Source organism: Aerococcus kribbianus, assembly GCF_026805545.1.
GTDB lineage: Bacteria > Bacillota > Bacilli > Lactobacillales > Aerococcaceae > Aerococcus > Aerococcus kribbianus.
This window is the reverse complement of record NZ_JAPRFR010000001.1, coordinates 502,745-521,569: the sequence shown is the minus strand read 5'-3', so window position 1 is coordinate 521,569 and position 18,825 is coordinate 502,745. Positions and strand designations below refer to the sequence as shown.

22 protein-coding genes are annotated in these 18,825 nt (G+C 41.0%); 21 read left to right on the top strand and 1 reads right to left on the bottom strand.

Translation table 11 applies throughout. The features are described 5' to 3' along the window. Positions 1-31 precede the first annotated feature (31 nt). Positions 32-574: a hypothetical protein gene (locus OW157_RS02475; RefSeq protein ID WP_268751747.1), complete on the bottom strand. Its 543-nt coding sequence runs from the start codon at positions 572-574 to the stop codon at positions 32-34. Between the two features lie 218 nt (positions 575-792). Here OW157_RS02475 and rpsP point away from each other — a divergent pair, with 218 nt between their 5' ends. The 21 genes from rpsP (at position 793) to OW157_RS02370 (ending at position 18,819) form a co-directional block, all read left to right on the top strand. Continuing rightward, entirely contained in the window at positions 793-1,065 is a 273-nt protein-coding gene (gene rpsP, locus OW157_RS02470; RefSeq protein ID WP_268751746.1) for a 30S ribosomal protein S16, read from the top strand. 17 nt (positions 1,066-1,082) lie between these two features. Next, positions 1,083-1,337, top strand: coding sequence for a KH domain-containing protein (locus OW157_RS02465; protein WP_268752241.1), 255 nt, complete (start codon positions 1,083-1,085; stop codon positions 1,335-1,337). Between the two features lie 305 nt (positions 1,338-1,642). Next, positions 1,643-2,170 (top strand): ribosome maturation factor RimM, encoded by a 528-nt coding sequence (gene rimM / locus OW157_RS02460; RefSeq protein WP_268751745.1) that lies wholly within the window; start codon positions 1,643-1,645, stop codon positions 2,168-2,170. Then, on the top strand, positions 2,170-2,925 hold the full coding sequence (gene trmD / locus OW157_RS02455) for a tRNA (guanosine(37)-N1)-methyltransferase TrmD (protein ID WP_268751744.1): 756 nt from the start codon (positions 2,170-2,172) through the stop codon (positions 2,923-2,925). The genes rimM and trmD overlap by 1 nt, the downstream gene beginning before the upstream one ends. A gap of 143 nt (positions 2,926-3,068) precedes the next feature. After that, entirely contained in the window at positions 3,069-3,419 is a 351-nt protein-coding gene (gene rplS, locus OW157_RS02450) for a 50S ribosomal protein L19 (RefSeq protein ID WP_268751743.1), read from the top strand. 446 nt (positions 3,420-3,865) lie between these two features. Further along, complete coding sequence (locus tag OW157_RS02445) at positions 3,866-4,336, top strand: hypothetical protein (protein ID WP_268751742.1); 471 nt, start codon at positions 3,866-3,868, stop codon at positions 4,334-4,336. Positions 4,337-4,354: 18 nt separating this feature from the next. Further along, positions 4,355-5,143 (top strand): alpha/beta fold hydrolase, encoded by a 789-nt coding sequence (locus tag OW157_RS02440; RefSeq protein WP_268751741.1) that lies wholly within the window; start codon positions 4,355-4,357, stop codon positions 5,141-5,143. 158 nt (positions 5,144-5,301) lie between these two features. Further along, a complete protein-coding gene (locus tag OW157_RS02435; protein ID WP_268751740.1) occupies positions 5,302-5,901 on the top strand; it encodes a nitroreductase family protein in 600 nt (199 codons plus the stop codon). A gap of 146 nt (positions 5,902-6,047) precedes the next feature. Next, the gene (locus OW157_RS02430) at positions 6,048-7,406 is read left to right on the top strand and encodes a Y-family DNA polymerase (RefSeq protein WP_268751739.1); all 1,359 of its coding nucleotides are present in this window, start codon (positions 6,048-6,050) and stop codon (positions 7,404-7,406) included. Next, positions 7,399-7,794, top strand: a complete 396-nt coding sequence (locus tag OW157_RS02425; protein WP_268751738.1) for a hypothetical protein — start codon at positions 7,399-7,401, stop codon at positions 7,792-7,794. Before OW157_RS02430 ends, OW157_RS02425 begins: the two co-directional genes overlap by 8 nt. A gap of 144 nt (positions 7,795-7,938) precedes the next feature. Then, positions 7,939-9,078, top strand: coding sequence for a PTS sugar transporter subunit IIC (locus OW157_RS02420; protein WP_268751737.1), 1,140 nt, complete (start codon positions 7,939-7,941; stop codon positions 9,076-9,078). Between the two features lie 112 nt (positions 9,079-9,190). Beyond that, complete coding sequence (locus OW157_RS02415; RefSeq protein ID WP_268751736.1) at positions 9,191-9,451, top strand: SemiSWEET transporter; 261 nt, start codon at positions 9,191-9,193, stop codon at positions 9,449-9,451. 152 nt (positions 9,452-9,603) lie between these two features. Further along, complete coding sequence (gene clpB, locus OW157_RS02410; protein ID WP_268751735.1) at positions 9,604-12,204, top strand: ATP-dependent chaperone ClpB; 2,601 nt, start codon at positions 9,604-9,606, stop codon at positions 12,202-12,204. 133 nt (positions 12,205-12,337) lie between these two features. Beyond that, the gene (nagA, locus tag OW157_RS02405) at positions 12,338-13,483 is read left to right on the top strand and encodes an N-acetylglucosamine-6-phosphate deacetylase (protein WP_268751734.1); all 1,146 of its coding nucleotides are present in this window, start codon (positions 12,338-12,340) and stop codon (positions 13,481-13,483) included. 96 nt (positions 13,484-13,579) lie between these two features. Beyond that, positions 13,580-14,182, top strand: a complete 603-nt coding sequence (locus tag OW157_RS02400) for an NfeD family protein (protein WP_268751733.1) — start codon at positions 13,580-13,582, stop codon at positions 14,180-14,182. Further along, on the top strand, positions 14,182-15,156 hold the full coding sequence (floA, locus tag OW157_RS02395; RefSeq protein WP_268751732.1) for a flotillin-like protein FloA: 975 nt from the start codon (positions 14,182-14,184) through the stop codon (positions 15,154-15,156). Before OW157_RS02400 ends, floA begins: the two co-directional genes overlap by 1 nt. Next, complete coding sequence (locus OW157_RS02390; RefSeq protein ID WP_268751731.1) at positions 15,149-15,796, top strand: hypothetical protein; 648 nt, start codon at positions 15,149-15,151, stop codon at positions 15,794-15,796. The genes floA and OW157_RS02390 overlap by 8 nt, the downstream gene beginning before the upstream one ends. A gap of 382 nt (positions 15,797-16,178) precedes the next feature. Beyond that, entirely contained in the window at positions 16,179-17,327 is a 1,149-nt protein-coding gene (gene tgt, locus OW157_RS02385) for a tRNA guanosine(34) transglycosylase Tgt (protein ID WP_268752240.1), read from the top strand. A 59-nt stretch (positions 17,328-17,386) separates the two neighbouring features. After that, positions 17,387-17,779 (top strand): preprotein translocase subunit YajC, encoded by a 393-nt coding sequence (gene yajC / locus OW157_RS02380; RefSeq protein WP_268751730.1) that lies wholly within the window; start codon positions 17,387-17,389, stop codon positions 17,777-17,779. A gap of 35 nt (positions 17,780-17,814) precedes the next feature. Then, positions 17,815-18,093, top strand: a complete 279-nt coding sequence (locus OW157_RS02375) for a post-transcriptional regulator (RefSeq protein WP_268751729.1) — start codon at positions 17,815-17,817, stop codon at positions 18,091-18,093. A gap of 75 nt (positions 18,094-18,168) precedes the next feature. Beyond that, the gene (locus OW157_RS02370; RefSeq protein ID WP_268751728.1) at positions 18,169-18,819 is read left to right on the top strand and encodes a metal-dependent transcriptional regulator; all 651 of its coding nucleotides are present in this window, start codon (positions 18,169-18,171) and stop codon (positions 18,817-18,819) included. Positions 18,820-18,825: the final 6 nt, after the last annotated feature.

Here is an 18,825-nt window from a genome sequence, read left to right as displayed (position 1 = left end):
CTTAAATAGACTAGCGACTTTTTTGCATTAATTAATTCATTTGCTTACGGATGGATTGGGGTAGGGACCGATAAATCCAATAACTGATTGCAAAATCAATCATTGAGTGGGCAATAGTGGCAATCCCCACTAAGAGGAAGATATTGATGATATCCCAATTGCCTGCGAGATCCCCACCGAAATAGAAGGCCATAACTACAATTAGCTCACAAATGGCATGGAGTCCTCCAATTAAGAAGTTAAAGATGAAGCGACGAGTGGTTGAGGTCAAGGTATTCGGATGGTGTTTTAGGTAGTAACTCCCAATTGCCGCAAAGACTATATGAGAGAGAGCTCGTAAGGATACGATGATAGGAAAACCACCAAAAAAGAAGCCTAGTCCCGTTCCCAAAGCGACTACCAAGGCAATGCTTGGTGAAAGGAACATGGCAAACATGGTCGGTACATGGCTAGCCAAGGTAAAGGATGCCGGTTCCAAAATAATTTTAAAGGGCGAAACCATCGGAATGATAATCCCGATAGCGATTAATAAGGCAGCAAGTGTGAGTCTGAAGGTTTTGTTTGAATGTGACATAGGCAGCCTCCCAATATTTTTTCATTATTATAGCATAAGGGTAATGAAGAGTCTGAAAATTATCTTTTCTTTGGCGAGATAATAGAGAGTGAGGGAATGATATAGAAAAATAAAGCCTGTAAAGAAAAAATACTTGACGGCCTTATTTAAACTTGTTAGAATGTTTAATTGTGATATGTTGAAAGCATATAAAAAGAAATTTAAGGAGGAATTTACTCATGGCAGTAAAAATGCGCTTAAAACGTATGGGTTCTAAACGTAATCCATTCTACCGTATCGTTGTAGCTGATGCACGTTCACCACGTGATGGACGTATTATTGAAAAGATTGGAACTTACAACCCAGTTGTTGATCCAGCTGAAGTTGTTTTAGACCAAGACTTAGCTTTACAATGGTTACAAAATGGTGCTCAACCAACTGATACAGTTCGCGACATCTTATCTCGTGAAGGGGTATTAGAAAAACATCACGACGCTAAATACAAAAAATAAGGTAGTTGATCACTATGATGCCTGATATCAAACAATTGTTATTAACAATGGTTGAACCTTTGATCCAACACCAAGACGAATTGGAATTACAAATTGTCGATGGTGAGGAGTTCTTGGAGTACCATTTACTCTTACACCCAGATGATGTCGGTCGTGTTATCGGTAAAGGTGGACGTGTGGCCAACGCCTTACGTACCATCCTCTACTCCGTTCGTGTCGATGGACCTAAACGTATTCGTTTAGTAATTGACAACAAAGCCGAAATGGATTAAAAAGGATGAGATGAAAAGCGTTAGGACGGAATCGTTGGACCAAAAGGCTGTAGATAGCGACTAGCTATCAAAGACTTTTGGGAAACGCATGTCAGTCCTACTTTTCAGAGCCCGACTAAACAGGGTGTGACAAAAGTGGCTAATCCATTCAACCTTGTATTTATTAATGAAGCTGGGGCTTTTGCTCCAGCTTTTTTGTTAAGTGTTGAGGAGTCCCTGCCTATCTTAGGCTAACAATCAAGTCTAGGCTTTCCGATAATTTTATATTACAATGGCTATACACTATGATTGAGAAGGAGAAGGCTATGGTTGACCAATATTTTCAAGTGGGTAAGATTGTGAATACTCAAGCTTTACGGGGTGAGCTTCGTGTCTTAGCGAGTACTGATTTTCCTGAAGAACGTTTTCAAGTGGGCAGTGAATTAGCTATTTTCAAGGACAAGGAGCTTTTGGCCCAAGTAGAGGTGGATGGCCACCGCTTGCATAAAAATTTCCATCTCTTACATTTTAAAGGCTATGATTCCATTAATGATGTGGAGATTTTTAAGGGAACTCAATTGAAAGTTCATGCGAGTCAGCGCCAAGAAGAGTTGGGGGAAAATGAGTTTTACTATGATGAAATTGTAGGCTTGGAAGTGGTGACTGACCAAGGTCAATACTTAGGTAAGGTGCGTGAGATATTAGCTTTACCAGCCAATGATGTTTTTGCTGTCCAAAGTCCTGAGCCCGGTCACAAGGATATTCTTATTCCTTACATTGCTGATGTTGTTCAAAACATTGACTTGGAGTCAGGGCAAATAACCATACAATTGATGGAAGGGTTGATTGACTGATGCAAATTGATATATTGAGCCTTTTTCCCGAGATGTTTACGGGACCTATGACTAGTTCAATTATTGGTAAGGCCCAGGAGCGGGGAATTGCTAAAATCGAACTCACCGATTTTCGTCAGTTTGCCCATAATAAGCATGGCCATGTGGATGATTATCCTTATGGCGGAGGTGCTGGTATGCTATTACAGGTTCAACCTATTGATGAGGCCTTGCAGTTAATTAATGATCGTCATCCTGACACCCAAAAACGCGTGGTTTTAATGGATCCAGCGGGTGAAAGCTTTAACCAAGCTAAGGCGGAGGAATTGGCACAAGCTGAACATTTAGTTTTTATTTGTGGCCATTATGAGGGTTACGATGAGCGTATTCGCAATTATGTGACAGATGAAATTTCTCTGGGTGATTACGTGCTGACTGGTGGTGAGTTAGGTGCTATGGTGGTCATCGATGCCACGGTCCGGTTGTTAGCAGAAACAGTGGGTAATGAAGCTTCCATTACTGGGGATTCTTTTTCGACTGGATTGTTGGAATATCCACAATATACCCGTCCTCGTGAATACAAAGGGATGGCCGTCCCAGAGGTACTTTTTTCTGGTGACCATGGAAAAATTGCAACTTGGAAAGCTAAGGAAGCCTTAAGACGAACCTATGAGCGGCGCCCAGATTTATTGGACGATTATCCTTTAACTGATCAAGATAAACAATGGCTAGCAGAATTTGCTCAATCAGAAGAGGATGAGTCAGAAGAAAACTAGGCATATTTTTGGACATAAGGCAAAAAATCCTTTACTTCACTCTTGATTTCTGCTAATATAGATTAGGTGAGTTTTGACTCATAATTAAAACGATATTCCGCTGTGATGACTAGACATGAATATTAGTTGGAAGGAGATTTATCATGAGTAAATTAATCGAGGAAATTACCCAAGAACAATTACGTACTGACATCCCAGACTTCCGTCCTGGTGACACTGTTCGTGTTCATGCCAAGGTTGTCGAAGGTGATCGTGAACGTATTCAGTTATTCGATGGTGTGGTTATTCAACGCCGTGGCCAAGGAATCAGCGAAACTTATACTGTTCGTAAAATTTCATCTGGTGTCGGTGTGGAACGTACTTTCCCAGTACACACTCCACGTGTTGCTAAAATCGAAGTACTTCGCCAAGGTAAAGTACGTCGTGCTAAATTGTTCTACTTACGTGACTTACATGGTAAGGCTGCACGTATTCCAGAACGTCGTCGCAAATAATCTTTGCCTAGTATAGATATAGTGATCAGTTATTATCTGATCGGTAGCCAGCAGTTGCGACTGCTGGTTTTTATTTTGTCTAAAACTCGGAGGCGAGTTCTCGTGAGAATTGGCTGAGCGCATGGACTGTGCTCATGGATGAAGTGGTTGAAGGAAGATTAAATTCACTTATCTCAATAAATTTGTTGAAATAGCTTGAGAAAAATGGATTATTTCAATGAATTCTCTAAAATAGCTCGAAAAAAACAAGCTATCGCGATGAATTTGGCTTAATACCTAATGAAGCTTATGTTCAACCGCTAGAACTCTCTCTAATCCCTCATCTTAATCTACTCCAAGCTACTTTTCACCATTAATCCTTTTCAGCTTGCTAGCGATGACTAGCTTCTGCTCCTTTCTATGTTACAATAAAATTAGCTTTAAATTTTGAACTGAGGAGTTGACTTATGGAACCAATTACAAATGCCTTAGAGAAGATGTTCAAGGAAAAGAATATGCCAATTGAAAAGCGGGAGTTGGAAAATAACCAACATTTGTATTCAGGAGCTTATCGTTTAGCTGAAGACCATACCATTCCTTTTAATATTGTGGTACGGGACTTCAAGGAGGGCTCTGATGTCACTGAATATCAAATTTCCTACCGCAAGATTAGCCAAGTGCAGGACTATAACAAGACCCCGCAAGCTTTAGAAGTGATTAATGATCTCAACCGGACAGCGTCTGGTTATTATAATCTAGTTCTAGCTGGCGATGGGGAAATTTATCTTCGCTTGTTGTCGCGGACGACGACAGATGTCAAAATTCTTTATGAATTACTTGTTTTCGGTTCGGCAACGGCGCGGGTAGTTTATCCTAAATTGGAGAAAGCGATTAATGGCCGTGAGGTTGAGGTTTTAAATTATAATAAAAACAAATAAATAGGAAGGATGTTATGTATGACACAAGTAAGCAATGAAAAAGGGCGGTCTATCATAACGTCCTTTTTACATTTAGGAGAGATTCCTAGCTTAATGGTGGTTCGGGAAGATTTGGTGACGAATCAATTACCAGTGGTGATTTGCTATCATGGTTGGACCAATGTCAAGGAGTCGACCCTTCCCCAAGCAAGTGCTTTTGCTCAGGCGGGTTACCGGGTTTTTTGTCCGGATGCCTATCTTCATGGGGAGCGTCGTCCGCAAGGCCACCAATATCAAGCTTATCCGCAATTGTTAGCGACCATTCAACAAGCTTTTGCTGAATTTCCTGATCTAAAGGCAGCGATTGGCCAAGAAGCCCATGTAGCGGAAGCTTTCCGCCCACTAATTGTGGGAACATCTATGGGAGGGATGATGGTATCAACCATTGCAAGTGCCTATGCCAAAGAATTGGCTGGGCTAGTGCAGTATATTTCGACGGCAGCACCTTATGAGTTCTTGACGGCGACGGAAGCTAATTTACAATCTTCAGCAGGTGACCAAGGCGTAAGTGAGGAAGAGTTGGCTTTTTTCAAAGAGCATAGTTTGATTGATCACTTAGACCAAGTGGCTAATTTGCCTTATTTTGTTTACCATGGTACAGCTGATGAGTTTGTTCCAGTGATTTATGACCAAAATTTGGCCCAAAAAATGGCTGCTGCTTATCCTGATGCGCCTTTTCATTATTTAGAAGTAGCGGATGAGACCCACTGGATTCCTTACCCTGTGATTGAGGGGTCAGTGGCTTTTATGACGAGTCACTTGTCTTAAACTGATTCTTGCACGTGTATATTTTTAGAAAAATGCTCCTTTTTTAAAAATACTTACTTTTTGTAAGTAAAAATAATTGCAGTCAACAATTCAAGCTGTTATAGTAAGCAATGTAGTTAATAACAGACTATAAAACGTATTAAAGGAGAATTATTTATATGGAATTACAAAAAGCATTAGAAACTCGTCGCTCAGTTTACGCCTTAGGTAAGAACGTTGACAATTCTAAACAAGAAATCGTTGACGCTGTGAGCCATGTTCTTAAACATGCGCCTTCTGCCTTCAACAACCAATCAAGTCGTGTAGTTATCTTGTTTGGTGAAGACAAGCAAAAATTCTGGCAACATATTTACGATGTCCAAAAAGACGTGCTTTCTGAAGAAATGTGGCAACAAATGGAAGGCAATATAGCAGGTGCTCGTGATAATGCTTTTGGTACAGTTCTATTCTTCGAAGATAATGCTGTGGCTGACCAATTACCAACCAACCCAGAACGGACTGCCGTTTACAAACATACTGCTGATGCTAACGTCCAATATGGTACTTGGTTGACACTTGCTTCTCTTGGTCTAGGCGCCAATTTACAACACTTTAACTTGGGCTATGAACAAGGTTTTGACAAAGCCACTAAAGAAATGTTCAACTTACCAGAAACTTTTGAAATGGTTGCTCAAATGCCATTTGGTTCAATCGAAGCGCCTGCTGGTGATAAAGACTTTGCGCCATTAGAAGATCGCGTTTTTGTGTTCGGTGACTAATTTCACTTATGTAAATAAAAGTAAAAATCAGAAAAAGTTGTGGATAAGTTTGCTTATCCACAACTTTTTTTATAGCGTGACTTGCAATCTTTTGGGGAACATTCTATCATAAATACGAACACTTGTTCGATAAAAGGAGTGATAAAATGTTTGCCAATAATCCAAAATTTGATTATGACAGGGAGCCGAGTCGCGATATTTTGTGTATTGACTGTAAATCATTTTATGCTTCAGTGGAGGCAGTTGACCATGGTTTAGATCCACTGACGGCTAAGTTAGTGGTCATGTCTTATCCTAGTGGGGCTCAAACCGAGCGAGGATCTGGTTTGATTTTGGCGAGTTCGCCAGCTGCTAAGGCGGCTTATGGGATTTCTAATGTCTCTAGGGCTAGGGACTTGCCTTTTCCTTATCCAGATGACCTCTATATCTATCCCCCTCGGATGCGACGTTATATGCAAAAGAATAAGGAAGTCAACCAGATTTACCAGTCATATGTGGATGAAGCCAACCATCATGTTTATAGTGTAGATGAGAGCTTTTTGGACATCACTAATTCCTTGCGTTTATTTAAGGCTCAGTCTGCCAAAGACTTGGCTTTACGTATCCAGCGGGATGTTTATGAGCAATTAGGCATTTATACTACAATTGGTATCGGAGATAACCCCTTTTTAGCTAAGGTGGCCTTGGATAATGCCGCCAAAAAAGCGCCAGATATGATAGCAGAATGGCGTTATGAGCAGGTTGCCCAAACCCTGTGGCAAATCCAGGACCTGACTGCTGTCTGGGGTATTGGCAAGCGAACCGCTCGTAAACTAGGGGGAATGGGAATCAATACGGTTTATGACCTTGCTCATACGTCCTATTATCAGCTAAAGAAAAGTTTTGGGGTCTTGGGGACTCAACTTTATGCCCATGCTTGGGGGATTGACCGGAGTTTTCTAGGGGACACTTATCAGAGTCAGGACAAATCCATCGGTAATAGTCAAATTTTGCCACGAGATTATCACGTGGCCAGTGAGATTGAACTAGTGATTAAGGAGATGGCTGACCAAGTGGCTACCCGTCTTCGGCGTTATGGCTATTCTGCTCAAGTGATCAGTTTGTATATTGGTTATTCCAAATCCTATCTCGATTCTGAAGGCAAAAGCAGTTTTCATAAGCATGCGCGTATCCAGGTGACTAATAGTGGGAAAAAGATTGCAGAAGTTGCGCTTTTTCTTTTTCGCCAGGCTTATCATGGTCAGATAGTTCGTCAGGTAGGCTTGACTAGTCATGACTTGACCCAATCAAGGAGCCAGCAATTAGATTTGTTCCAATCAGTAACCCAACAGGATAACCAAGCTCAAGTAGAACAAATTGTTGATCGAATTCGGGGTAAGTATGGTTTTACCAGTATTGTGCATGCTGCTTCGCTCTTATCGGGTGGACGGGCCATTGATCGCTCGAAGTTGGTGGGTGGCCATGCTGGTGGAATGGCGGGAATTGAGGGGGATGGTCATGGTTAAACGGACTAAAAAGCACTTTATTCCTTATAATGAATACGAAGATCGTCGTTTTGGTATGAAGTGGGCTACGGCGTTTGCTATGGATGAACTCAGTCAGGGCATCAAGGATAATTATGACCAAGCGATGCAAGTCAACCAGGTCTTGCCACAAATGAGTCGCCAAGACATTGATGTTTGTCTGCAACAGGCCTTTACCCGCCATCAAGCGATAGCTATCCAATTAAACCATCGGGATGCTTATGGACATATTGAAAATGAAGTGGTGGGCTACTTTACCGGTCAAGCCAATGGACAGGCCTTATATTTTAAAGGGCAATGGATAGCATGGTCAGAAATCCGCCATATCCGCTTACTCAAGGAGAAAAAATGGAGTGATTTAGAGAAATAAAAAATTTCGGGTTAAGATTGCATAAATTGTCAATTTCTTCTATACTAAGAAATGTTGATAAGATTTGTAATGGGTTGCATTAAGCAACTATACGGTCTGTCTTAAAAGGAAAAAATAAATTATGTATAGGAGGAATGTCATTTTATGGCACAAGCAAGTCAAGACACCCAGCCCTCGGTTTTTGAGAAGGTGTTGAATGCCTTACGGGATATTTTCGCACCCAACCTAATTGCCCTGATGGGAGCCGGTATTTTACAGGGGATACTTATTATTTTACAGAGTACCGGTGTTGTCCAATCTAATACGGCGGAAGAATTTATTTTAAGTCATATTTCTGAAGCTATCTTTTACTTTTTGCCAGTACTATTAGCTTATTCTTCAGCGGCTGTTTTTGGTACCAACAAGGTTTTAGCAGCTGCAGTGGCCTTATTCTTAGTCCATCCTGAAGTAGTCCAAGAAACGAGTAACTTTACTCCAAACTCAGATTTCTTCTTTATCCCGATTGTAGATGGCGGAACTTACACCAACAGTGTTATTCCGATTATTCTAATCGTTTGGGCTCAGTCTTATATTGAGAAGGCCTGTGAAAAATGGATTCCGGAAATTGTACGCGGTGTTTTCTTGCCGGTAATTCTTTTATCTTTAACAGCTATTATCGGTATCTTAATTCTGGGGCCTATTGGTAATTTCCTAGGTGATTTACTGGGCGCAGCCATTGCTTGGTTGACTGGTGTAGCTAATTGGATTGTTCCCGTTATTCTTGGTGCTTTTGGGACCTTTATCGTTATGGCGGGTGGACACTATACCCTATTCCCAATTTCAACTCAGTTGTTAGCGACAGTTGGTTTCGATAATGTTATGACACCTGGTTTGCTGGCGTCTAATATGGCCTTGGCTGGAGCAGCTTTAGCCACGACCATTAAAACGAATAATCAATCTTTCCGGTCCTATTCCTTGTCAGCGACAGTAACTGCTGCCTTGGGAGTGTCACAACCGGCCTTGTATGGGATTATCGTTCCAATGCGACCAGCCTTGATTGCTTCTATTATTGGTGGGGGCTTGGGTGGTCTTTACGCTGGGTTAACTAACTTTGTCTTCTATGCCTTCGTGAACCCAGGAGTAGCAGCCATTCCTGCCTTTTTTGCTCCTGATGGCTCTATAGCTAACTTTGTCAATGGTGTGATTACCATGGTTATTGCCTTTGTAGTAGCCTTTCTTTATGTTTTCTTTATGCCTTACCAAGACCTAAAGGACAAAGAAATTGAAGAAATTACTGCTGATTAGTAAAGGGCTTTTTAGGTAATTTTTCTAAGGCTATGCTATAATTGCCATGTTTTAAATGAGAGTATCTAGATGAACAAAGATCAGAACGCACCATTAAAAGAGGAGGAAGCAAATGTTTGGTATTATCGCTGGACTATTAACCACCATTTCAGCCATGCCCCAAGCCTTGAAAACAATTCGTACCCGTGATGTTAGTGGTTTGTCCTTACTAATGTATACTTGCTTAGTGGTGGGGCAAATCTTATGGTTGATTCATGGTCTTATTATTCTCGATCCTGGTTTAATTTTGTCTAATATTGTGTCATTAATCATTAATGGCATTATCTTGTTTATGTTATTGAAATATCAAACCAAGCGTGACCGTAATAAATGAGGCTTGGATTAAGGACTATGACAGTTGTCATAGTCCTTTTTTTGTATTAAAAAGCTAAATAAAAAAGATCAAAGAAGGTCAAAAAAACTCTGAAATAGTTTGACCTTTTCTGACCAATTTGTTATAATAGACTTTGTAAAGGAGTTGAGATTATGTCAAATATGGAAATGACAACAACCTTACAAGAAGCAGTTGCCAATGCGCAACAAATTGCTCAAACAAGACACCATCAAGAAATTACTATTAGTCATTTATTTAGATCCTTAGTTCAATCTGGAAACTTTGCTTATAATTTTTATGAAGATTTAGGCGTCGATATGGCCGGACTAGATGCTGAAATTGATCGAGAACTGGATAAAATTGCTATCGTTCAAGGACAAGGTATCCAATATGGCCAACAATTGTCGCGTTGTTTGATGGAATTGATCCAAGCCGCCCAAAATCATGCTGAGGCAGCTGGAGATGAGTTCCTTGCCACAGAGATGATACTTTATGCCATCTTTGATGTTTCCTATAGTGATTTGACCAAATGGTTAAAATCTGTTGGTCTTAGCCAGGATCAAGTTAAAAACAAAATAAAAGAGTTACGAAAGGGTGATCATGTGACCTCTAAACAACAAGAAGAAACTTATGATGCCTTAGAAAAATATGGTACCGACTTGGTAGAACAAGTCAAATCAGGCGAGATGGACCCTATTATTGGCCGTGATGAAGAAATTCGCGATGTGATTCGGATTTTATCCCGGAAAACCAAGAATAATCCGGTGTTAATTGGGGAACCTGGTGTTGGTAAAACCGCCATCGTGGAAGGATTGGCCCAACGTATTGTCAAGGGCGATGTGCCTGATAATTTAAAAAATAAGACTGTCTTCTCATTAGATATGGGGGCGCTTATTTCTGGGGCTAAATATCGGGGTGAGTTTGAAGAGCGTTTGAAATCTGTTTTAAATGAAATCAAAAAAGCAGACGGACAAATTCTACTCTTTATTGATGAAATTCATACGATCGTTGGTGCTGGTAAAACAGAAGGGTCAATGGATGCCGGTAACCTCTTGAAACCAATGTTAGCCCGTGGTGAACTCCATTGTATTGGGGCAACAACCCTAGATGAATATCGGAAATATATGGAAACTGACAAGGCCCTTGAACGGCGTTTCCAAAAAGTTTTGGTTAAAGAACCTAGCGTGGAAGATGCCATATCTATCTTACGTGGTTTGAAGGAACGCTTTGAAATTCACCACCAAGTCTCTATCCATGACCAAGCCTTAGTGGCAGCTGTAGAATTGTCGAGCCGTTATATCACGGACCGTTATTTACCTGACAAAGCCATTGACTTAGTGGATGAAGCGTCTGCTGAAATTCGTGTTCAAATGAACTCCATGCCCACTGAATTAGACATGTATCGACGTCGGCAAATTCAATTAGAAATTGAAGAACAAGCCTTGAAAGAAGAGTCCGATGAAGCCAGCAAGACGCGGTTAGAAGAACTCCAAGCCGAACTTGCGGATGTGCGTGAACACACCAATCAATTGACCATGCAATGGGAAATTGAGAAAGATGGTCTCAACCAAATCAATGCCAAACGTCAAGAAATTGACCAAGCCAAACATGATTTGGAACAAGCAGAAAGCAACTATGACCTAGAAAAAGCCGCTACCCTTCAACATGGTAAGATTCCTGCTTTGGAAAAGGAATTAAATGAAATGGAAGCGACTTATCATGACCATATGGATAATCAAGAAAGTTTGATGGAAGAATCTGTTACTGAAGATTCAATTGCTGAAGTAGTGGCACGGATGACTGGTATTCCTGTGGCGAAATTAGTGGAAGGGGAACGCGAAAAACTCTTACACCTTGATGATAGCTTGCACCAACGGGTTATTGGTCAAGACGAAGCAGTGGAATCTGTTACTAATGCCGTATTACGGTCACGGGCGGGGATTCAAAACCCTAACCGCCCACTAGGCTCCTTCTTATTCCTAGGACCAACTGGAGTAGGTAAAACTGAATTAGCCAAAGCCCTAGCAGAAAATCTCTTCGACTCTGAAGACAACATGGTTCGAATTGATATGTCTGAATACATGGAAAAACATAATGTTTCCCGTTTAGTCGGAGCAGCTCCAGGATATGTGGGTTATGAAGAGGGGGGTCAATTGACAGAAGCGGTTCGGCGTCGCCCTTATACCGTTGTCTTATTAGACGAAATTGAAAAGGCTCATCCAGATGTCTTTAATATGCTTCTACAAATTTTAGATGATGGTCGTTTAACCGATTCCCAAGGTCGGGTCGTAGACTTCAAGAATACTATCATTATTATGACAAGTAACCTTGGTTCTGATCTATTGTTAGATGGTGTGGATGCTAATGGCAATATTCCAAGTGACGTTGAGGATAAGGTTTTAGAAGGCTTGCATATGCATTTTAAACCAGAATTCTTGAATCGGATTGATGATACGATCCTCTTTACTCCACTTAGTCTTAAACATATGGCGGGGATTGTTCGCAAGATGTTGGAACAATTGACCCATCGTTTGGCCCAACAAAATATCAGTATTAGCTTCACTGATAAATTTGTGGATTGGGTAGGTGAAACTGCCTATGAACCTCAGTTTGGTGCCCGTCCACTCAACCGCTTTATTACCAACCAGGTAGAAACACCAGTGGCTAAGGCAATTATTGCTGGTGACATTCAATCAGGTGACCAAGTTGAAGTGGACCTTAATGACAACAATGAAATCGTCTTTAATCGCTAAAAGGTGACCGATAATAAGTTATAATCCCCCGCTCTGATATCAGGGCGGGGGATTTTTTCTTGCCAAGAAAGGATGCAGACTGGGAGCTTATCCTTTATAATGGACCTATAATAGAGAAAGAGAGATGAGCGTAATGACTGCAATTTATGCCGATAAGTTCTTTTTACCCGATCAAGAAACAGGTCCAGGCTATTTAACTATTGAGGGACAATATTTTGGTGAATTTTCGCAAACACCACCTGCTGAGGAAGAGGTTATTAATTATTCTGGTTATCAAATCGCTCCTGGCTATGTGGATACTCACATCCATGGTTATGGGGGAGCAGATGTAATGGATTTGAATCCTCAAGCCTTGGAAACCATTTCTAAAGGGATTCCCGCTAATGGGGTAACGTCTTATCTCGCTACTACCTTGACGGCCTCTAAAGAAGATTTAGACCAAGCCTGCCAATTGATTGGCCAATACAAAGATCAATTACCAGGTGCTAAAATTGCAGGAATTTTTCTAGAGGGGCCCTTCTTCAGTGAAAAATATAAGGGGGCACAAAATCCTGCCTATATGTCAGATCCTCAAATTTCTGACTTAGCGGACTGGCAAGCCTTATCCAAGGGTGTCGTTAAGAAGATTGCCATTGCGCCCGAACGGTCAGGAGCCTTAGAATTTATTGACTATGCTAAAGATCAAGGAATTTATGTGGCCATTGCTCATACTGATGCGACATTTGACCAATGTCAGGCTGCAGTAGACCATGGGGCAAATATTTTTGTCCATGAATTTAATGGGATGAAAGGTATCCACCACCGAGAACCAGGAACAGCTGGAGCAGGATTGGTCTTAGACAATGTTTTTGCTGAAATGATTTGTGATGGTTTCCATCTCCACCCAGCTATTGCTAAGTTAATCACCAAGGCGCGCGGAGTGAACGAGTCGGTTTTAATTACAGATTGTATGCGTGGCGGTGGTATCGGTGAAGGAGAATCACGTTTGGGTGAGTTTCCTGTTTATATCAAAGATGGGGCAGCTCGTCTCAAATCTGATAATCATTTAGCAGGTAGTGTCTTGACCCTAGCTAAAGCCGTTCAAAATATGGTCGCTTGGGGGATTGTCAGCCCTGCTCAAGCCATTAAAATGGCTTCTTATGTCCCTGCAGCTAGTGTGGGACTCGCTGATCAATGTGGGCAAATTGCCCCGGGGCGTTTGGCGGACTTTATAGTTTTAGATAAAGATTTGGCAGTGAAGGCCACTTACATCAATGGACAGGAATTTTATCAGTCTTAGTTAAATTAGTTTCACGGATTATTATCAGAAATTAGTAAAAGTAAATTCGGTTAACCTAAATTTTATGCTAAAATAAGGCTAGGAAGGGGGACAGTCATGGAGACTTTTATTTTTGCACTAGGCATTTTGGCTTTGGTAGCAGGTCTAATGACCAAGCGTTATTTGATTGGTGGCCTGTCTGGCATTGTCTTATTGCTCTATTATTTTTCATTGATTGAGAATGGTAACTGGCTACTAATGTTACTCTTTGCAACTGGTGTTTTATTAATCTTGGCCGAGATATTTTTACCCACGTTTGGCTTATTAGGAATTGTGGGTTTGGCGCTCGCTGGGGGTGGCTTGATGTATGGAACCGGCGACTTATTGACTGGTTTGATCGACCTTTCAGTAGGGGTCATTATTGGCTTAACAAGCTTTTATATCTTATTGAAGTTGGGTTATCGGTTACCAATTGTTGAGAAGATGGTACTTAATGATGCCATTAATGTGTCTGGCAACGCCTTACAGAAGGCTGACCTTGAGCAATATATTGGTCAGGAAGGACAAACCATGACCCCCTTACGGCCTACTGGTAAGGCAATTTTTGCGGATAATCAAGTTATGGAAATCGTGTCTGATTATGAAATTATCAATGCGGATGAAAGAATTGTTGTTACAGCCGTTAAAAATAACCAAATCTTAGTTAGGAGGAAACAATAATGGCAGTTATTATTTTTTCAGTGATTATACTCTTATTACTAATCGTCTTCTTTACCTTTGTTCCGGTAGGACTTTGGGTGACTGCGCAATTTTCCGGGGTCAAGGTTGGCCTCCATACCTTAGTTGGGATGCGTTTACGTCGGGTAAATCCTGGTCATATCATCCGGCCAATGATTAAGGCGACTAAGGCAGGCCTAAATTTATCGATTAACGAACTTGAAGCCCATCTTTTAGCAGGTGGTAATGTCAACAAGGTAGTTGATGCCTTAATCGCGGCACAGCGAGCTAATATTGACTTACGTTTTGAAAAAGCTGCTGCCATTGACTTGGCTGGACGTGATGTGTTTGAAGCGGTACAGTTTTCTGTTAATCCTAAGGTCATTGAAACACCAATTATTGCTGGGGTGGCTATGGACGGGATTGAAGTGCGTGCCAAAGCTAAGGTCACTGTACGGGCTAATATTGAACGCTTAATCGGTGGAGCTGGCGAATCCACTATTATTGCCCGGGTTGGTGAAGGGATTGTTACTACAGTTGGTTCTGCAACTACTCATACCACGGTTTTAGAAAATCCTGACTCCATTTCACAAACCATTTTGCGTAAGGGATTAGACTCAGGTACCGCCTTTGAAATTTTATCCATCGATATTGCTGACGTAGATGTCGGACGTAATATTGGCGCCAAATTACAAGCTGAACAGGCTGAAGCAGATAAACGAATTGCCCAAGCTAAAGCCGAAGAACGGCGTGCCATGGCAGTGGCCCAAGAACAAGAAAATATTGCTAAAACTCAAGAAATGCGGGCTAAGGTAGTAGAGGCCCAATCTGAAGTTCCTCAAGCTCTGGCCCAAGCCTTCCGTGATGGCCATTTAGGTGTACTTGACTACTACAATTTAGAAAATGTTAAAGCAGATACTGATATGCGCCACTCCTTAGCTGGCGATGACAAGCCATCAGGTGGTCAAAATGACTAAGCCTGGTTTTTGGAAGCGTCTATTAGCTGGTGACGAAGACTTAGAACAGTGGTTAGAAAGGCTTTTTGAAGAGGACTCTGAAGGCCACGCTACTGATCCTGAAGACGTTAAGCAAAAACGAACCGAAATTGAAGTGCGATTGTCAGAAAAACAAGCTAAAAAAACTGCTTCTAATCAAGGGGGGAAATCGTCGACTAAAAGCCAAGTTAAGTCGAGAAAACAAGCTAGCGGTCGCAATGCGCACGCTCAGCAACAACAAAGACTTGACAATCCAAACAGAAAAGCTACCAACAAAAAAGCCCAAACTATACGGAAATATAAGCGCAAGGCTTCCTCTGCTGGTAATCAAGAATCCCGTCTAAGCCAACAAGGACCTATGTCTGGAGAAAGTCCTAACCATGAAGTATCAGCTGCCGGTCGTGCTGATAATATTCAAGACCGGGTAGACCAAGTCAATCGTAATTTGGATACGGTCTTTGCAGATATTGAAAATGCTGGTCCAGCCATCGAAACTAACTATCGCGTTGGCAAACATGGAGAGTCAAAAACCAGACAGCAAAAAAAGTTGTCCCTGCGTCAAGCTATTTTGGCCAAGGAAATACTATCTGAACCCAAGGCTTTAAGAAATCGTCGTCGTTAAAGAATAGAAATAGGCAGAATTATTTCAAATAAACATTAGAAGATTAGGTTCTACAATAAGTAATAGGGATAACTATTGACCAGTTATTGCTTTGTTTATTGTAGAGCCTTTTTGAATGGATTGGGTAAGAATCAAACGTGCTCAGAAAGTCGCATATCATAAAAGGTGGCAATACTAGATACATTGGTAGTCAACTATCTAATAAAAGTTATTAACGCAAAATTGACACAAGTTGGTGTGATAACGAGATTATTGATTGCAGAGTCATGAAATTAATAATCTTTCCTAAGAAATACTTGTAAACAAAACGCTTGAAAGCCCTTGTTTAGTCATGATAAACTTAATAAGTTGAAGTGTTGTCTTGAGTTAATGAGAGGATGTCATTGTGAGCCAAGCTTTAGAATATACCTTACATAAGAAAGAAAAGCATACTGCTGCGCGTCTAGGGGAGATTAAGACAGCTCACGGGACCATTCAGACCCCTGTTTTTATGCCAGTGGGAACCCAAGCAACAGTTAAGTCTGTCTCACCAGAAGAATTGAAAGCCATGGATGCTGAAATTATTTTAAGTAATACCTACCATCTTTGGTTACGGCCTGGTGATGATCTGGTCAAGGAAGCTGGCGGTCTTCATAAGTTTATGAACTGGGATCGACCAATTTTGACGGATTCTGGTGGCTTCCAAGTTTTCTCCTTGGCTAAGTTACGGCAAATTAAAGAAGAGGGCGTTTATTTCCGAAGTCACTTAGATGGACGCCGTCTTTTTTTAGGACCGGAAGAAGCAATTGGAATTGAAAATAATTTGGGTGCGGATATCATCATGTCCTTTGATGAATGTCCTGATTTCAATCATGACTATGATTATGTTAAGAAAAGCATTGCCCGTACCACGCGGTGGGCAGAACGTGGTTTGAAAGCGCATAGTCGCCCTGACGACCAAGCTTTGTTTGGAATTTTACAAGGAGCTGGGTATAAGGATCTTCGTCTCCAACATGCTAAGGATATGGTGGCTTTAGATTTTCCTGGTTATTCGATTGGTGGTTTGTCGGTAGGAGAATCCAAGGAAGAGATGTATGAAGTGATGGATTATCTCTTACCAGTGATGCCAGAAAATAAACCACGGTATTTAATGGGCGTTGGCTCACCGGATGCTTTGATTGAAGGGGTTATGCGGGGAGTGGACATGTTTGACTGTGTCTTACCGACTCGGATTGCCCGTAATGGTACTACGATGACTAGTCAAGGACGAGTAGTGATTAAAAATGCCAAATATGCGCGTGACTTTAGTCCCCTTGATTCTGATTGTGATTGCTATACATGTCGCAATTTCAGTCGGGCTTATATTCGCCACTTGCTCAAGACGGATGAAACGTTCGGTTTACGTTTAACGTCAATCCATAATTTACATTTCTTGACGCATTTAATGGCAGATATCCGCCAAGCGATTGCAGATGACAACTTAACAGAATTCCGTGATGAATTCTTTATGCGCTACTACAAAACCAAGGGACTTCCACGGGTAAATTTCTAAACACAGCTTAGTGAAATATGTTAGGATTAAATAAGATAAATTTTAGGAGGAACAGGTGAATGAACTTTATGGGAACAATTTTATATTTTGTGGTAATTATTGCTTTGATGTATTTCTTGATTATTCGTCCACAACGTAAACGCCAAAAAGCGCAAACAGACATGATGGCCGCTATGACGGTTGGTGACCATGCTGTTACTATCGGCGGTTTGCATGGGATAATTGATGAAATTGACGAAAACAAAAACACAATTACTTTGAATTGTGAGGGAATTTATCTTGAATTTGATCGCCGTGCGATTGCTCGTACTGAGAAGGATGATCCCTCTGGCTCTCAAATGGCTAATGATGTCATGAGTGATGCAGCCGAAAATCGCGCCAATTCTGAATCAGAAAACAATGAAAAAACCGTTGAAATGTATGATGACTCAACGGATTCTGATAACGAATAGTGGCTTTGCTGGTTCTGCGATTCTAGGAGGCTCTTATGGAGATTTCGAAATATACGTTAATGTGCCTGCGACCGGCTTTTCGACATAAGGCACGTGAATTCGCTAAACAAGGCTATGGGCATATTAATTGGGAAGATATTGAACGTTATTTTTTGGACTATGCGTGGAAACGAGAAAAACCTCGATCCCTAGTAAAAAAACGGCAAATGATTAAACGTTTATCGGCCAATGATTATTTTGATTATGCCAAGCTGAAGGCAACGGTTTATGATGTGAGTCCATTAGAAGATATGGACATTAACAATTTATTGTAATCCTAAAATACATTCGATACATTCGGATGTATTTTTTGCTATAATAAAACTATCAAGAGAAAGGGAGTAGTGATCATGTCAACAAGTCGCGATGATTATTTAAAAACGATTTTTGAGTTGGGTGGAGCTGACAGTCATGTATCCAATAAAGCAATTTCTGAGAATTTAGGTATTTCTCCTGCTTCAGTAACAGAAATGATTAATAAAATGCAGGCGGATGATACTGTGGAATACATTCCTTACAAGGGAACCAAGTTAAGTGAAGAAGGAAAATTGCAAGGGGCAAAATTAGTGCGTCGTCACCGTTTGTGGGAAGTTTTCCTTTATGACAAATTAGATTATTCTTGGGAAAATGTTCATGATGAAGCGGAAGTTTTAGAGCATAATGTGTCTGATTTCTTTATAGAAAAACTTGCTGACTTTTTGGGTGAGCCTAAATATTGCCCCCATGGCGGTGCTATTCCTGATGAAGAAGGGCACATGCCAAGTGAGAGCCAAAAACCGCTAACTGATTTTTCAGCAGGAGATACTATTCGCATCCAGCGGGTTACCGATGATAAAGAATTCTTAATGTACTTTGATAAGCTGGGCTTAAAAATTGGCAAGAAATATGAGTTAAAGGAAATTGAATCCTTTACTAATGATTATGTGTTAGAGAAAAAGGGAAATGACTTCGCCGTTAATCTAGCAGCAGCTAAGCATATTTTTGTTGATGATGAAAACTAGGATGTG

Excerpts from the sequence above, each read along its gene's own strand:
- OW157_RS02475 (WP_268751747.1), bottom strand. The coding sequence starts at position 574 with ATGTCACATTCAAACAAAACCTTCAGACTCACACTTGCTGCCTTATTA.
- rpsP (WP_268751746.1), top strand. The coding sequence starts at position 793 with ATGGCAGTAAAAATGCGCTTAAAACGTATGGGTTCTAAACGTAATCCA.
- OW157_RS02465 (WP_268752241.1), top strand. The coding sequence starts at position 1,083 with ATGCCTGATATCAAACAATTGTTATTAACAATGGTTGAACCTTTGATC.
- rimM (WP_268751745.1), top strand. The coding sequence starts at position 1,643 with ATGGTTGACCAATATTTTCAAGTGGGTAAGATTGTGAATACTCAAGCT.
- trmD (WP_268751744.1), top strand. The coding sequence starts at position 2,170 with ATGCAAATTGATATATTGAGCCTTTTTCCCGAGATGTTTACGGGACCT.
- rplS (WP_268751743.1), top strand. The coding sequence starts at position 3,069 with ATGAGTAAATTAATCGAGGAAATTACCCAAGAACAATTACGTACTGAC.
- OW157_RS02445 (WP_268751742.1), top strand. The coding sequence starts at position 3,866 with ATGGAACCAATTACAAATGCCTTAGAGAAGATGTTCAAGGAAAAGAAT.
- OW157_RS02440 (WP_268751741.1), top strand. The coding sequence starts at position 4,355 with ATGACACAAGTAAGCAATGAAAAAGGGCGGTCTATCATAACGTCCTTT.
- OW157_RS02435 (WP_268751740.1), top strand. The coding sequence starts at position 5,302 with ATGGAATTACAAAAAGCATTAGAAACTCGTCGCTCAGTTTACGCCTTA.
- OW157_RS02430 (WP_268751739.1), top strand. The coding sequence starts at position 6,048 with ATGTTTGCCAATAATCCAAAATTTGATTATGACAGGGAGCCGAGTCGC.
- OW157_RS02425 (WP_268751738.1), top strand. The coding sequence starts at position 7,399 with ATGGTTAAACGGACTAAAAAGCACTTTATTCCTTATAATGAATACGAA.
- OW157_RS02420 (WP_268751737.1), top strand. The coding sequence starts at position 7,939 with ATGGCACAAGCAAGTCAAGACACCCAGCCCTCGGTTTTTGAGAAGGTG.
- OW157_RS02415 (WP_268751736.1), top strand. The coding sequence starts at position 9,191 with ATGTTTGGTATTATCGCTGGACTATTAACCACCATTTCAGCCATGCCC.
- clpB (WP_268751735.1), top strand. The coding sequence starts at position 9,604 with ATGTCAAATATGGAAATGACAACAACCTTACAAGAAGCAGTTGCCAAT.
- nagA (WP_268751734.1), top strand. The coding sequence starts at position 12,338 with ATGACTGCAATTTATGCCGATAAGTTCTTTTTACCCGATCAAGAAACA.
- OW157_RS02400 (WP_268751733.1), top strand. The coding sequence starts at position 13,580 with ATGGAGACTTTTATTTTTGCACTAGGCATTTTGGCTTTGGTAGCAGGT.
- floA (WP_268751732.1), top strand. The coding sequence starts at position 14,182 with ATGGCAGTTATTATTTTTTCAGTGATTATACTCTTATTACTAATCGTC.
- OW157_RS02390 (WP_268751731.1), top strand. The coding sequence starts at position 15,149 with ATGACTAAGCCTGGTTTTTGGAAGCGTCTATTAGCTGGTGACGAAGAC.
- yajC (WP_268751730.1), top strand. The coding sequence starts at position 17,387 with ATGAACTTTATGGGAACAATTTTATATTTTGTGGTAATTATTGCTTTG.
- OW157_RS02375 (WP_268751729.1), top strand. The coding sequence starts at position 17,815 with ATGGAGATTTCGAAATATACGTTAATGTGCCTGCGACCGGCTTTTCGA.
- OW157_RS02370 (WP_268751728.1), top strand. The coding sequence starts at position 18,169 with ATGTCAACAAGTCGCGATGATTATTTAAAAACGATTTTTGAGTTGGGT.